The following is a 13,655-nucleotide window of genomic DNA, read 5'->3' as shown; positions in this document are numbered from 1 at the left end:
TATGCCTGTGCATGGGTTTTGAGGCTCTAAGATGTTTGCACGCTTTTCGTGCTAATTTTAACTACAGGATACGTATACGTATGGTTACTATTCGACTAGCACGTGGTGGCTCAAAAAAGCGCCCGTTCTACCACATCACAGTAAGTGACGTACGCAATTCGCGTGACGGCCGTTTCATTGAGCGTGTTGGCTTCTTCAACCCGGTAGCCCGTGGTCAAGAAGAGCGTTTACGCGTTGATAGCGAACGTGCAGAGTACTGGTTGAGCAAAGGCGCACAACCAACTGATCGCGTTGCTAAGCTATTGAAAGAAGCGAAGTAATTCGCTGCCCCTATGGAAAATAACGCGAAATTGTTAACCGTAGGGAAAATCACTTCGGTATTCGGAGTGAAAGGTTGGGTTAAGATTTATTCTTATACCTCACCCATTGAAAATATATTTGATTACCAGCCCTGGACTGTTAAAACGCCGCAAGGCGATAAAACAGTTGAGGTTGATCAGTGGCAGAGACATGGGAAGGGCTTAATTGCCCACCTTAAAGGTGTCGATGACCGCGATATTGCACAAACTTACTGTCAATCGGATTGTGTGGTAGCTAATAGCCAGTTACCACCGCTAGACGAGGGAGAGTACTACTGGAGTCAGTTGATTGGTTTGCATGTTGTCAGTGAGTACAGCGGCGAACGTCAACTCTTGGGAAAGGTACAGCGCCTAGTTGAGACGGGTGCTAACGACGTCCTTGTAGTACGCGGCTGTAAAGGTAGCATCGATGAACGCGAGCGCCTTATTCCCTTCGTGCCCGAACAGTACATCCTCAATGTGGATATCGCAGTCGGTGAAATGCTGATCGACTGGGACCCTGAGTTTTGAGTAGCGATCGTCGTCGCGCAAAACGATATGGGGTTGTGAGCATATTCCCTGAAATGCTCTCTGCTATTAGCCAATATGGTGTATCTAGCAGAGCAATAGATCAGGGATCGGTTGCACTGGAAGCTTGGAATCCGCGTAGTTTTACGCACGATCGACATCATACTGTCGATGACCGTCCTTACGGGGGCGGCCCTGGTATGTTGATGAAGGTTGAGCCACTTAAACAAGCGCTTCATGCGGCTAAAGCATGGGCGGGCGAAGGTTCTAAGGTTATCTATTTGTCCCCTCAGGGACAGCCGTTCAATCAGCGCGCAGCGCAGCGGTTGGCGGCAGAACCCGGTTTGGTTTTTCTGGCCGGGCGCTACGAAGGTGTTGATGAACGATTGATCAATGCCGAGATAGACGAAGAATGGTCTATCGGTGATTACGTGTTGAGCGGCGGTGAGCTGGGCGCCATGGTGATGATTGACGCAATAGTGCGATTATTACCGGGAGTTCTTGGACACAACCAATCAGCCGAGCAAGATTCATTTTCGGATGGATTGCTCGATTGCCCTCACTATACTCGTCCAGAAGTATACGAAGGCGAAACGGTTCCCGAGGTGTTATTGTCGGGAAATCATGAGCGAATTCGCCAATGGCGATTAAAACAGTCGTTGGGCCGCACTTACGAGCGGCGTTTGGATTTGCTACAGCGTCTGGAGCTGAGCGACGAACAGCAGCGTTTACTTGAGGAATACCTCGAGGAACGGAAACAGAAATAATTTATGATGCCTGGCTTTGATAGCCAAGCTGGAAAAAGTGATTAACAGGAGCACTGAAATGAGCGCCAACAAAATTATTGCTCAGCTTGAAGCAGAGCAGATGAACAAAGAAATCCCAGTCTTCGGACCTGGTGATACAGTCGTTGTTCAGGTTAAGGTTAAAGAAGGCAACCGTGAGCGTCTACAGGCGTTTGAAGGTGTTGTTATTGCTAAGCGTAACCGCAGCCTAAACTCAGCTTTCACCGTCCGTAAGATTTCTCACGGTATTGGTGTAGAGCGTACGTTCCAGACTTACAGCCCGTTGGTTGACAGCATTAGCGTTAAGCGTCGTGGTGACGTTCGTCGCGCGAAGTTGTACTACTTGCGTGAGCGTTCTGGTCGTTCAGCACGTATCAAAGAGAAGTTGAGCTAAGTTTAGCTTAACCATCTTGCTACTTCGGTAGCACCAAAAGAGCGCGCCTTGGTTAACAGGGGGCGCTTTTTTTATAGCTAGAATTCGCTGAACGGCGGTATGGCTGCCTTTTGTCTGTGTGTCGTATTCTGTCATGTTTCGTAGAGCTGGCTTTCGTAAAGTGGCTGCATCAGAAGTATTGGAAAGTGTTATGCAGTCAGAAAAACCCCCCATTATGTGGCTTCCGGTCACCGTGTTCTTATTTACCACTATTGTTACTGTGATTGGCGTTCCCTGGTACGGCTACGCCGTGGGTTACAGTGGTGCGATGTGGCTTGCCGCCATCTTAGTGCTTGGCGCTAACGGCATGTCGATCACTGCCGGCTATCACCGATTGTGGGCGCACAATAGCTACCGCGCTCACTGGAGTCTCCGTTTGTTGTTCGCACTATTTGGTGCTGCCGCCACGCAGAATAGTATTTTAGTGTGGGCGTCAGGTCATCGCCGTCACCATCGCCATGTAGACGATAATGAGCGCGATCCCTATTCGGCTAAACGCGGATTTTTCTTCTCTCATATTGGCTGGATGCTCCGCGCCTACCCCAGTGGCAAAGTGGATTTTTCCAACGTCAAAGATCTACAGCGTGATCCAATTGTGGTCTGGCAGCACAAGCACTATGTAGTGTTGGCAATCGCCATGAATTTCATTCCGGCGCTGGCATTGGGTTGGTTGCTTGGTGATATCGTCGCGGGCGCATTGCTCATCGGCTTCTTACGTTTAGTAGTTTCGCACCACACCACGTTCTTCATTAATTCCTTGGCGCATATTTGGGGGCGTCGTCCCTATACCGAAGCCAATACGGCTCGTGATAACGATGTCTTGGCGTTCTTTACCTACGGTGAGGGTTACCATAACTATCACCACCTCTTCCAAGGTGATTATCGAAATGGTGTTAAGTGGTGGCAATACGATCCAACGAAATGGCTAATCTTTGTGGCCTCCAAGCTAGGACTGGCGAGTAAGTTGAAGCGAACCCCTGCGGCTAAGATCAATCAGGCGATGATTGAGACCCAGCTTAAGAGAGCGGAAGAGACCTTTAAGTCAAAGCCACTTTCACTTCGTTTTAGCGATCAGATTGCCTTGGAGTCTATGCGCTTCCAACAGCAGCTACAACACTGGAAAGAGCTTCGTCTAAGTTGGGTTGAAGCGCAAAAGGAGTTGATGGAACAGCGCGGCGAAGAGTTGCGTTCAATGGCCGAAACAGAGCTACTGGTCATCTCCGAAAAGCTTGCGGCATTGGAGTTTGAAATAAAACAGCAGCGTAAGCGGATGATTCGTTTCGTGAATCGCCTGGCAGCCTGCTGATAGCGTGAGTTGCGAAGTGTAAAAAGGAGTCCTTAGGACTCCTTTTTTGTTGCCAGTGCTAATTTGCGCTTGAGTGGCGCAGCATAGGCGCTGAGCAATTGGGCGTGATAGGCTTCATCGCAATCAGCAAGGCGTTGCTCAAATACAGCTTGTTGTTGAGCAATATCTTGGGCGGAGACGTTAAAAGCGGTGGCGTCAATTTCACGTTCAGGATCAAGTTTTTGCAGCGCTAAAATATTCGCAGGTCGAATTTCATACTGCGCAAGAATCGATTCGTCAATCATGGCTGCTAGTTCATCGGCGGTGGTTTCATCGTTCAATTGGTTGAGCGGTTTACCGAAAGCAACACTCACTCGTCCTTTGAACCCAGTAATACCAGCCCCAATAGTTTGAATATCTTCGTGTTCACCCTTTTCGTAGTGACCGGTAGTGGCTTTAAGCGTTAGTTCTCGTGCTTTGGCAACGTCACACGGATCATACTCGTAGCTTAGACTCACGGGCACGATATTGAGTGTATTAAGGTACGCCGCCAGTGATTCATCCTTAGCCTTACTCATTGCAAACATTTTAATAATTGCCGGCTCAGTGATATCCACACCATCCTTTGCTCTTCCCTCGCGCTGCGCAATCCACACGTCATGTTGATCCACGGTTACAGAATGGCCGATATAGGCCGATAACTTTTTAAACGCAGCGAACAGTTTGCGTGGTGCAGTGATAGAGCGTTGCACAATGAAGCTCTTGTTAAGGCGCATCACGTCACTAGTCCATGGCTTCGACAGGAGATTATCGCCAATGGCGATGCGGACGGTGTCGCGGCCGTGCTGGAAGATACTCCAGTTGATTAACGCCGGATCCATAGCGATATCGCGATGGTTGGAGATGAACAGGCAAGCACCCTTAGGGATATTCTCAACGCCCTCCACCGACAGATCAGTAATGGTTTCCCTGATCATCTTATTCATGTATTGCTCAACATCTTCCTGAAAGTCACGGACTGTCTGAAGTTTGTTGACGTGGCGACGTAGTCCAATTGAAACGAGCTTGCTGCCGAGTGATTGACGCAGGAATTTCGGCCAATTGCTGAATTTGTATTGGCTAAAGGTTGCTAATAACTCCGGATCACGAATAAGTTTTTGCAGAGTAGGTTGTACTTCGCCATCGTTAAAGGGGCGAATGTCGTCGAAATTTGCCATAAATGCTTTCAAATACCACGGTTTAATAGGAGGTCGATTTTAAGTTAGATTCGTGCAAACAACAATGACCGATTAGTCACTTGGCAAAGAAATGATTTTTTTTGGCGGGAACTATCACTTCGCATGAGTTTGCGGCAAACTGTAACGCATAATAATAGCCAGAGTCATAAGCGTTATGTCTACCGTAAAATCACCCTCATATTTGCAATCACTCATTCCAGTTATCTCGTTAATACTGATGTTGTCCGCGTCCGTTTATCTGTACGGCGCAGATTCCTCCTATGGCGCCAATCAAATTGCGTTGCTATTGTGTGCTGCCATCACTGGCCTCATTGGTATCTACAACGGCATGAGCTGGGAGAGCTTCGAAGAGGGGATGCTTAAGGGGATTTCGCTGGCCTTCGGCTCGGTCATGATTTTGCTTGCGGTTGGCGCGTTGATTGGCACCTGGATCTTATCGGGTACCGTGCCAGCAATGATTTACTACGGTGTTCAGATTCTCGATCCATCAATTTTCTACTTTGCCGCCTGTCTTATCTGCGCTTTGGTCTCGGTCAGCATTGGCTCCTCGTGGACCACCGCAGGCACATTGGGCATTGGTTTGATTGGTATTGCTGAAGCATTACAGCTGGATCCCGCCATTACTGCTGGAGCCATTATTTCGGGCGCCTACTTTGGCGACAAGCTGTCGCCGTTATCCGAAACCACTAACTTGGCGTCGGCAATTACCGGGGTTAATTTGTTCGATCATATACGCCATATGTTGTGGACTACCGTTCCCGCCTATGTTGTGGCGTTAGTGTTCTTCGCGTTCTTAGGCTTTGGTAATGATGCGCAAATAACGCCGGTAGAAATTACCGCTTTAGTATCCGCCATTCAGGTTGAATTCAATATCTCGCTGATTAGCTTGCTACCACTGGTGTTCCTCTTGTTTCTTGCCTATAAAAAAGTACCGGCATTCCCAACTATTTTGCTGGGTGCACTGTTTGGCGCCATTATGGCCGCAGTGCTCCAACCTCAGGCGGTTGAAAAGCTAGCAGGAGAGGTAGGAGATTTGGGCGTAGTGGCGCTGCACTTGAAGGGCATATGGACTACTTTATTTGACGGTTACACCTCGGATTCAAACAATGAGATGCTGGGTTCGCTGCTTTCCAAAGGTGGAATGAGCAGTATGCTGAACACCGTTTGGTTAATTGTTTGCGCCATGGCATTTGGTGGTGCCATTGAGAAAGTTGGTATTTTAGAGAAGCTCGTGGGCGGGGCGCTAAGTATGGTGCACTCAACGGGTTCGTTGATCACAACCACTATTGTAACGGCCTTTGCCGCTAACGTGGTCACCTCGGATCAGTACATGGCGATTGTGTTGCCTGGAAGAATGTATCGTTTAGAATTCGAGCGCCGGGGACTTAACGCATTAAATCTTTCCCGAAGCCTAGAGGATGCGGGCACCATTACCTCGCCACTTATTCCCTGGAATACGTGTGGTGCCTACATGGCTGCAACGCTAGGGATTGCTACTTGGACCTACGCTCCCTGGGCGCTCTTCAATATCATCTGCCCATTCATTGGTATTGCCTATGGCCTGTTAAATATTAAGCTGGCAAAGAACGAGACGCAGGCAGCGGCTTAAGAATTAAAAAATTCACTGATGGGGTAGTTGGGAGGCGCGGTTCACATGGTAAACTGCAGCCTCTCTATTCGCCTAGGTTTATACAATGTTGAATGACTCTGACAAGTCGACTATTCAGAAGGCCTACAGTCGCTACCTCAAGGCGAATGACCTCGGCCCGCGTCAAGGTCAGAAGGAAATGATTGCTCATATCGCTAGAGCGATGGGCGCCGTTGAAATTGACGATGAGTCCGGTGAGCGCGTCTCTGGTGGCTTGGCCGTTATCGAGGCGGGTACGGGGACGGGTAAAACCATCGCCTATTTAATTCCTACCATCCCCTTGGCAAAACGTCACGATAAGAAGCTCATTGTTTCCACCGCTACGGTTGCACTTCAGGAGCAAATTCTGCATAAGGATTTGCCTGCGGTACTGCGTCATAGTGGGCTGTCGTTTTCCTTTGAATTAGCGAAGGGACGAGGGCGTTACCTGTGTCCCGTTCAGCTTCAACAACAACTTTCTAATGCGGACCCCTCTCAGGGTTCATTGGGCTTATATCCTGACGAAGCAGACGGCTTGCCAACCAAAGATCAGCGCGAACTATTTGAGGAGCTAAAAGCCTCCTTTGATGCGAGGCGTTGGGAAGGGGATAGGGATTCCTGGCCGGACACCATTGAAGATCAAAACTGGCGCCGTGTGACCACGGATCACAATCGCTGCACCGGACGTCGCTGTGAACAGTTTAATTCGTGCCCGTTTTATCAGGCCAGAGAAAGTCTTGAGTCTGCCGATGTGATTGTTGCCAATCATGATTTAGTTCTTGCGGATCTTCGTTTGGGGGGTGGGGCCATCCTTTCACGCCCAGAAGATAGCATCTATGTATTTGATGAGGGACATCATTTACCTGATAAGGCGTTGGATCATTTCGCGGCTACCTGTCGGCTGAATGCTTCAATCAAATGGCTGGCCAGCCTAGAGAAACAATTACCGCCTGTCTTAGACCTTGCTCAGAAATTATCGCTGGGGCTTGCTGCCGTTGGCGAGTTGCCACGTGCGGTGGCCGATACTATTCGCGTTCAACAGGAATTCGAACCAGTAATGAACGCGCTGATCGAAATACCCATTAATGAGCGTCATGATCTGCCAAGATATCGCTTCCCTCAGGGCCAGGTTCCAACACAGCTACGCAATGAAGCTGAGCGTAACCGGGATACCTACAAGCGCCTCAATAGTTGGTTGGGGCGTTTCCGGGACGCACTGCAAGACGGTATTGAATTAGCCGTGGGTGATGAGCGTGGGCAACTAGAGGCCGCCATAGCCGGTGTGGGTGCAGCGGTATCTCGGGGTGAGGAGAATTTAGCGCTTTGGGAAGCTTGGTCCGACGTAGACATTGCCGGTCGTCTTCCGCATGCACGTTGGATTACCTGGTTAAATGACGGTGACCCGCTGTTGAGCTGTAGCCCAATTTTAGCCTCGGGAACCCTACAGAATAAGTTATGGAATAGATGCTTTGGCGCGGTAGTAACCTCGGCAACGCTATCTAGTTTGGGTCATTTTGACCGCTTTAAGATGCGTGCAGGTACCGCCGCCGAAGACACCTATGCCATAGTGCAAAGCCCCTTTGATTTCGCCAACGTGGCGGAACTGTGGATCCCTCCTATTGCCGTTGACCCCAGTCAGGCTTCAGCCTTCGACCACCTTATTGAGACGGACTTGCCTGCCTTGGTGAATGACGACGTAGCAACACTGGTGCTGTTTACCGCAAGACGTCATATGGAGCAATACGTTGAGGCCTTAACAGCGGAGCAGCTAGAAGAAACCTTATATCAGGGGCAGTTCTCGCGCTCTCGTGTTTTGGAGTTGCATAAAGCTAGAATTGATGAAGGTAAACGAAGTTGCCTGTTAGGGCTCGCCAGCTTCGCCGAGGGACTAGACTTGCCCGGTGAATACTGCGAGCGCGTTGTGATTGTAAAGCTGCCCTTCTCGGTACCCGATGCGCCAGTTGAGGCGCAGCTATCAGAATGGATTGAATCGGAGGGAGGTAACTCCTTTATGCAGGTATCGGTGCCCGATGCATCGCTCAAATTGGTACAGGCCTGTGGCCGTTTGATTCGAACTGAGCGTGATACCGGGCAGGTAGTCCTGCTAGACAAACGTGTGGTAACTAAGCGCTACGGTCACCAATTACTTAATTCGCTACCGCCATATCGCCGGCGCATTGAGGTGTAATCATGGCGCAGCGCGAAGCGATTTCCATGGCACTCGATGCTCTAAGAGCCGAGTTACAGCGCGCTAAACTTTGGTCTGCAAGCAGGCCTGAACTGAGTGCCTTCCACAGTACAATTCCATTCTTTACTGACACCATGCCGTTTGAGCAGTGGTTGCAGTTCGTATTGATTGAGCGTTTAGATGAAATGCTGCGCGTTGAAGCACCCTTGCCCGCCTTGAGTGGCGTAGCACCGATGGCAGAAATGGTCTGGGCGCAGGATTTAGCGGAACGACGTTATATTGTGGAGCTATTACAGGACTTAGATGACTTGTTGGGTAGCTAATCTATCTATCTATCTATCTATCTATCTATCTATCTATTGCGTTCTGCTAGCAGTGAGCTTCCCCAAGCCTATTCAAGGTAGGCAAGCTTCTCCGAGCAAGTGCTACCGCCCCTAAGCTTCGGGGCGGTTTGGCCTCTCGTCCTAAGGGCTTTTAGAGGCCTGCGAATAACGGAATGGCTTGGCGGATAAAGTCTTCAAAGAAAAACACCAGTAGCCCAGCAATGGCCAAGTAGGGGCCGAAGGGGATAGGCTTAGCTTTGTCTCGGCCCGAAATAACTATTGCCAAAATTCCGAGTGCCGCACCAACAAAGGAGCTGATAAGAATAATCATTGGCAGCGCCTGCCAGCCCATCCACGCGCCCAGCGCTGCAAGCAGTTTAAAGTCACCGTAGCCCATTCCCTCTTTACCGGTGGCAAGTTTAAATAGCCAAAAGATTAGCCAAAGGGACATATAGCCGGCAACAGCACCCCAAAGCGCAGAGTCTAAATCTGTGAACCAACCCATGCTGTTAGCAATAAGTCCGGCCCAGAGTAGCGGGAGGGTGAGAGAATCCGGCAATAGATAGCAGTCAATATCAATGGCAATGAGTGCGACTAAAATCCAAATGGCGAGAAATACATACATCACCGGTGCGCCAACACCCATATACCAGGCTGCAAAGCCAGTGAGCAGACCGGTAGCTAGCTCCACCGCTGGGTAACGCCAATGGATTTTCACCTTACAGCTAGTACAGCGGCCTTTGAGCATTAACCAACTGATGAGCGGGAGGTTCTGCCAAGGTTTGATAGGCGCGTTGCAGCTAGGGCAATGCGAAGCGGGAAACGCGAGATTATATTTCTTCTCGGTGTTAGCGTCATCGTCAGCAAATTCAGCAGCCCATTGGGCTTGAAGAATCTTAGGTAGGCGATGAATGACAACATTTAGAAAACTACCCACCACTAGGCCTAATAGAGTGGCGACGGCAATAAAATAACCGGGGTGTTGTTGGAATAGCGCTAGCATTACATCGCGTTCCCCATGGAGAAGATGGGTAGGTACATAGCAATCAAAAGACCACCAACAAGTACACCAAGTACAGCCATGATGAATGGCTCCATTAATGCCGTAAGCTGGTCAACAAGGTTGTCCACCGCCTCTTCATAAAAGGTAGCGACTTTGTCTAGCATTTCATCTAGGGCGCCGGATTCTTCACCAATGGCGGTCATCTGAATGGCAAGGCTTGGAAAAGTATCGGTTTGGCGCATGGCAACATTGAGCGCAATACCAGAGGTTACGTCTTCTTTAACCTGCTTGGATGCATCACGGAATACGGCGTTACCCGCTGCGCCGGCTACGGAGTCTAGCGCATCAACAAGCGGAACACCGGCAGCAAACGTGGTGGATAGCGTACGAGCAAAGCGGGCGATAGCAGACTGCTCTTGAATGGCGCCTAGCACCGGAATCTTTAGAACAAACTTGTCCACGCCGTCAGCGAACGCCTTGGAGCGACTCTTCGCTTCTTTAAAGGCAATGCCGATAACCCCAATTCCTATTAACATTTTCCACCAATTGGCCTGCATGGTTTCAGAGAGGCCCAAAACAAACAGCGTGAAGGCGGGAAGTTCGGCGCCAAACCCGGCAAAGGTGGTGGCAAACTGTGGGACAACCTTTACCAACAACACTACGGTTACAATGGCCGCAATCACCAAGACGGCAATGGGGTAGGTCATAGCTTTTTTGATTTTCTTCTTGAGTGACTCTGACTTTTCTTTGTAGGTAGCAACGCGATCCAACATGGTCTCAAGTGCACCCGATTGTTCACCGGCAGCAATAAGTTCGCAAAACAGGTCATCAAAATACTTTGGATGTTTGCGGATGGCGTTGGCAAAACTCTCACCGCCTGCCACGGTATCTCTGACATCCGTCATTAATTCCTTTACGCCTGCACTGTCCGAGCCCTCGGCGACAATCTCAAAGGACTGAATCAGAGGAACACCCGCCTTCATCATGGTAGAGAGTTGACGGGTGAAAAGGGCGATGTCTTGTGGGGTAACCTTCTTTGAGGCCCCGAATAACGGCTGTGCCTTCGGACGAACCTTCTTGGCGATGATGCCTTGCTTGTTCAAAAGTGCCTTGGCGGCCGCTGAGCTTACAGCGCGAATCTCACCCTTGGTGCTATTGCCACGGCGGTCAGATCCAGAGTATTCGAATACTTTTTCTTTAGTTACTGTAGCCATAATAATTAGTCGTTGGTTACTCGGTTGGCCTCTTCGAGGCTAGTTACACCCATACAAACCTTGCGTAAGGCTGAAATACGGAGATTGTTGAAGCCGGCTTCGGCGGCGGCATCTGCGATTTGAATTGCATTCCCTTCTTCCATGATAATCCGAGAGATAGTAGGAGTAATGCGAACTACTTCGTAAATACCAACACGCCCTTTGTAGCCGCGGGTACAACCACCGCAGCCTTTAGGGTTGGGGTGATAGAGCTCCATGTCCTCAACGGCGAAGCCGCAATCCAAAATGCCCTCTTTCTGAAGAACCTCCTGAGGAATGTCCTCGGCTGGAATCTTACAATTCTTACAGAGCCGCCTTGCTAATCGCTGGGCAATAATGAGGTTGACGGAGGTGGCAATATTAAACGAAGGAACGCCCATATTGGCTAGGCGAGTTAACGTCTCCGGTGCCGAATTAGTGTGGAGCGTGGAGAGTACCAAGTGGCCAGTTTGCGCTGCCTTAATGGCAATTTCCGCCGTCTCTAAATCTCGAATCTCACCAACCATCACAATATCAGGATCCTGACGCAGGAAAGAGCGTAGCGCGGTGGAGAAAGTCAGGCCCACCTTGGCATTCACGTTAACCTGGTTAATCCCCTCAAGGTTAATCTCAACCGGATCTTCGGCGGTGGAGATATTCCGCTCCTCCGTATTGAGAATATTTAGACCCGTATAGAGTGATACGGTTTTCCCTGAACCCGTAGGGCCGGTGACCAAGATCATTCCCTGAGGCCGACTAAGCGCATCCATGAAGAGTTGCTTTTGATCATCCTCATAGCCCAGCGCATCAATACCCATCTGAGCGCTGGTTGGATCCAAAATACGAAGAACAATCTTTTCGCCCCACAAGGTGGGTAGTGTATTCACCCGGAAATCGATAGCTTTGGTTTTGGAAACCTTGAGTTTGATTCGCCCGTCCTGTGGTTTGCGCCGCTCCGAGATGTCCATCTGGCTCAGTACCTTGAGGCGAGCGGAAATTCTGCCGGCGGTAGCAATAGGAGGGCGAGCTACTTCGTGTAATACGCCATCGGTACGGAAGCGAACGCGATAGGCCTTTTCATAGGGTTCGAAATGTAAATCTGAAGATCCCATCTTAATGGCATCGAACAGCATCTTGTTAACGAAGCGGACGATAGGGGTCTCGGAGGCCCCCTCCGCGCTAGCGTCATCATTAACCTCGGTTTCAACGGTCTCGATGTCGTCAAGCTCTTCGTCATCCAGGTCATCCATGCCTGAAGTTGTTTCACCGGCTGAACCTTTCAGAAAGGCGCTAATTGCTTCTAAAAGTGCTGGGTGTTCAACGGTGATAACGTCAATGCTCATGCCTGAGGCGAACTTAATATCGTCGAAGACGTCAAAGCGAGACGGATCACTAGAGGCAATAAATAGCCGTGACCCGCGTACGTAAAGAGGTAAAACCTGAAGCTTCTCGATAAGCTCCGGTTTGAGTATCTCTTCTGGGATCATTTCGGGGTTCATTGCATCTACCGCGAACAGCGGCGAGCCATAGGCTTTACTCTGCGAACGAGCAAGCACTGCTGCTGGCACCAATTCATTCTTAACCAGGTAAGCAATGGTGCTGTCTTCCTCCCGCTTTAACAGGGGAGGTAATTCTTCGAGTTGTTCTTCGCTCAGCAGTTTTTCTTCCGCTAGCCGCTTTAAGAGGTTTGCATCGTTTTGCAGATAAGCCATAGCAAATTTTCATCATTGTGATTATTAAACTTAGCTTAACCCAATTAATAGCACCTAAACAGCTCCATTAAGGCGGAAAAGGTGATGGTGTTGGAAAAATGATGAGAGAACAAGGTACAGCTTAAGTTGGTGAGTTGCTCCTATCCGCATAGTTGCTGTCACCAGAGTGACGCGAAATGTATAGTGTGGTTGTAGTTGAGTGACGCAAATTGTCACTCGCTAATGGAGGAGTTAGCTGGATATCTAGCATCTAACTTAGATTACACGTGCGGCTCAGAGGCTAGTCCCTATGTTGAGCTAAAAATTAAGGGTGTAAGTGGTTACTCATATAAAGTTGGCACGGTAAATGCTTGTGTCTAGGCAACAGCAGTTTTCGCTGTGATGCGATAAAATTTTATAATGGAGATTTATCATGAAAAACCAAAAGGGTTTCACCTTAATTGAATTGATGATCGTTGTTGCGATCATCGGTATTTTGGCTGCGGTAGCGATTCCGCAGTACCAAAACTATGTTGCGCGCTCTGAGGCTTCTACTGGACTAGCGACAATTAGCCCCCTTAAAACGGCTTACGAAGAGTTAATTCTTCGTGGAGAAACTACTGGTATCGCTCTACCAGCTTCTGTTTCATTAAGTACTGATACAGATAACGTTCTTGGAGCTCCCCAGCTGGTTGCTCTTACAACTGGAGTTGTGAGCTCGGATTATTCGGACGGCTGTGCGGCAGATGCTTGCTACATTCGTTTCGTCTTTTCGGCAGATGCTACCGCGAGTGTGTCGCCGGCTGTTAAAGGTGCAACTATTCAACTCGACAGAGATCTAAACGGTACTTGGACGTGTGAATATACTCCTGTCGCTGCAAATGGTGGTACAGATAATCACGCGCCTAAAGGGTGTGACTAAGCGATAAGGCTTTTTTCTAAGCGAGAAATCAGATCACAGAGATACTTTATGGGGTAGCAGTG

At 49.4% G+C, this 13,655-nt stretch carries 13 protein-coding genes; 9 read left to right on the top strand and 4 right to left on the bottom strand.

The genetic code is table 11. The annotated features are described in order from the left end of the window. Positions 1-80 precede the first annotated feature (80 nt). The 5 genes from rpsP (at position 81) to DFR27_RS08935 (ending at position 3,390) form a co-directional block, all read left to right on the top strand. The gene (gene rpsP, locus DFR27_RS08955; RefSeq protein WP_121877127.1) at positions 81-320 is read left to right on the top strand and encodes a 30S ribosomal protein S16; all 240 of its coding nucleotides are present in this window, start codon (positions 81-83) and stop codon (positions 318-320) included. A 12-nt stretch (positions 321-332) separates the two neighbouring features. Beyond that, a complete protein-coding gene (gene rimM / locus DFR27_RS08950; RefSeq protein ID WP_121877126.1) occupies positions 333-869 on the top strand; it encodes a ribosome maturation factor RimM in 537 nt (178 codons plus the stop codon). Positions 870-904: 35 nt separating this feature from the next. After that, entirely contained in the window at positions 905-1,633 is a 729-nt protein-coding gene (trmD, locus tag DFR27_RS08945) for a tRNA (guanosine(37)-N1)-methyltransferase TrmD (RefSeq protein ID WP_281269018.1), read from the top strand. Between the two features lie 58 nt (positions 1,634-1,691). Further along, on the top strand, positions 1,692-2,045 hold the full coding sequence (rplS, locus tag DFR27_RS08940) for a 50S ribosomal protein L19 (protein ID WP_121877124.1): 354 nt from the start codon (positions 1,692-1,694) through the stop codon (positions 2,043-2,045). Positions 2,046-2,235: 190 nt separating this feature from the next. Continuing rightward, a complete protein-coding gene (locus DFR27_RS08935; RefSeq protein WP_121877123.1) occupies positions 2,236-3,390 on the top strand; it encodes an acyl-CoA desaturase in 1,155 nt (384 codons plus the stop codon). A 32-nt stretch (positions 3,391-3,422) separates the two neighbouring features. On the opposite strand, the gene DFR27_RS08930 is transcribed toward DFR27_RS08935, so the two are convergent. Then, positions 3,423-4,586: a 1-acyl-sn-glycerol-3-phosphate acyltransferase gene (locus DFR27_RS08930; RefSeq protein WP_121877122.1), complete on the bottom strand. Its 1,164-nt coding sequence runs from the start codon at positions 4,584-4,586 to the stop codon at positions 3,423-3,425. Positions 4,587-4,761: 175 nt separating this feature from the next. Here DFR27_RS08930 and nhaC point away from each other — a divergent pair, with 175 nt between their 5' ends. The 3 genes from nhaC (at position 4,762) to DFR27_RS08915 (ending at position 8,745) form a co-directional block, all read left to right on the top strand. Then, complete coding sequence (nhaC, locus tag DFR27_RS08925; RefSeq protein WP_121877121.1) at positions 4,762-6,216, top strand: Na+/H+ antiporter NhaC; 1,455 nt, start codon at positions 4,762-4,764, stop codon at positions 6,214-6,216. 85 nt (positions 6,217-6,301) lie between these two features. Beyond that, entirely contained in the window at positions 6,302-8,422 is a 2,121-nt protein-coding gene (gene dinG, locus DFR27_RS08920) for an ATP-dependent DNA helicase DinG (protein WP_121877120.1), read from the top strand. Between the two features lie 2 nt (positions 8,423-8,424). Then, positions 8,425-8,745 (top strand): YqcC family protein, encoded by a 321-nt coding sequence (locus tag DFR27_RS08915; RefSeq protein ID WP_121877119.1) that lies wholly within the window; start codon positions 8,425-8,427, stop codon positions 8,743-8,745. A 151-nt stretch (positions 8,746-8,896) separates the two neighbouring features. Here DFR27_RS08915 and DFR27_RS08910 read toward each other — a convergent pair whose 3' ends face one another. From DFR27_RS08910 to pilB, 3 genes are read right to left on the bottom strand one after another with little or no spacing between them, the layout of a single operon-like run. After that, entirely contained in the window at positions 8,897-9,748 is an 852-nt protein-coding gene (locus DFR27_RS08910) for a prepilin peptidase (protein ID WP_121877118.1), read from the bottom strand. Next, a complete protein-coding gene (locus DFR27_RS08905) occupies positions 9,748-10,962 on the bottom strand; it encodes a type II secretion system F family protein (RefSeq protein WP_121877117.1) in 1,215 nt (404 codons plus the stop codon). Before DFR27_RS08905 ends, DFR27_RS08910 begins: the two co-directional genes overlap by 1 nt. Positions 10,963-10,967: 5 nt before the next feature. Next, on the bottom strand, positions 10,968-12,692 hold the full coding sequence (gene pilB, locus DFR27_RS08900) for a type IV-A pilus assembly ATPase PilB (protein WP_121877116.1): 1,725 nt from the start codon (positions 12,690-12,692) through the stop codon (positions 10,968-10,970). A 412-nt stretch (positions 12,693-13,104) separates the two neighbouring features. Here pilB and DFR27_RS08895 point away from each other — a divergent pair, with 412 nt between their 5' ends. Further along, the gene (locus DFR27_RS08895; protein ID WP_121877115.1) at positions 13,105-13,593 is read left to right on the top strand and encodes a pilin; all 489 of its coding nucleotides are present in this window, start codon (positions 13,105-13,107) and stop codon (positions 13,591-13,593) included. The last annotated feature ends 62 nt before the right edge of the window (positions 13,594-13,655 follow it).

It is taken from the genome of Umboniibacter marinipuniceus, from assembly GCF_003688415.1.
Taxonomy (GTDB): Bacteria; Pseudomonadota; Gammaproteobacteria; order Pseudomonadales; family DSM-25080; genus Umboniibacter; species Umboniibacter marinipuniceus.
This window is presented reverse-complemented; position numbering and strand designations above follow the sequence as displayed.

Coding starts and splice junctions, on each gene's coding strand:
- pilB (WP_121877116.1), bottom strand. CDS start 12,692: ATGGCTTATCTGCAAAACGATGCAAACCTCTTAAAGCGGCTAGCGGAA.
- rplS (WP_121877124.1), top strand. CDS start 1,692: ATGAGCGCCAACAAAATTATTGCTCAGCTTGAAGCAGAGCAGATGAAC.
- DFR27_RS08930 (WP_121877122.1), bottom strand. CDS start 4,586: ATGGCAAATTTCGACGACATTCGCCCCTTTAACGATGGCGAAGTACAA.
- DFR27_RS08915 (WP_121877119.1), top strand. CDS start 8,425: ATGGCGCAGCGCGAAGCGATTTCCATGGCACTCGATGCTCTAAGAGCC.
- DFR27_RS08905 (WP_121877117.1), bottom strand. CDS start 10,962: ATGGCTACAGTAACTAAAGAAAAAGTATTCGAATACTCTGGATCTGAC.
- rpsP (WP_121877127.1), top strand. CDS start 81: ATGGTTACTATTCGACTAGCACGTGGTGGCTCAAAAAAGCGCCCGTTC.
- rimM (WP_121877126.1), top strand. CDS start 333: ATGGAAAATAACGCGAAATTGTTAACCGTAGGGAAAATCACTTCGGTA.
- DFR27_RS08935 (WP_121877123.1), top strand. CDS start 2,236: ATGCAGTCAGAAAAACCCCCCATTATGTGGCTTCCGGTCACCGTGTTC.
- dinG (WP_121877120.1), top strand. CDS start 6,302: ATGTTGAATGACTCTGACAAGTCGACTATTCAGAAGGCCTACAGTCGC.
- nhaC (WP_121877121.1), top strand. CDS start 4,762: ATGTCTACCGTAAAATCACCCTCATATTTGCAATCACTCATTCCAGTT.
- DFR27_RS08895 (WP_121877115.1), top strand. CDS start 13,105: ATGAAAAACCAAAAGGGTTTCACCTTAATTGAATTGATGATCGTTGTT.
- DFR27_RS08910 (WP_121877118.1), bottom strand. CDS start 9,748: ATGCTAGCGCTATTCCAACAACACCCCGGTTATTTTATTGCCGTCGCC.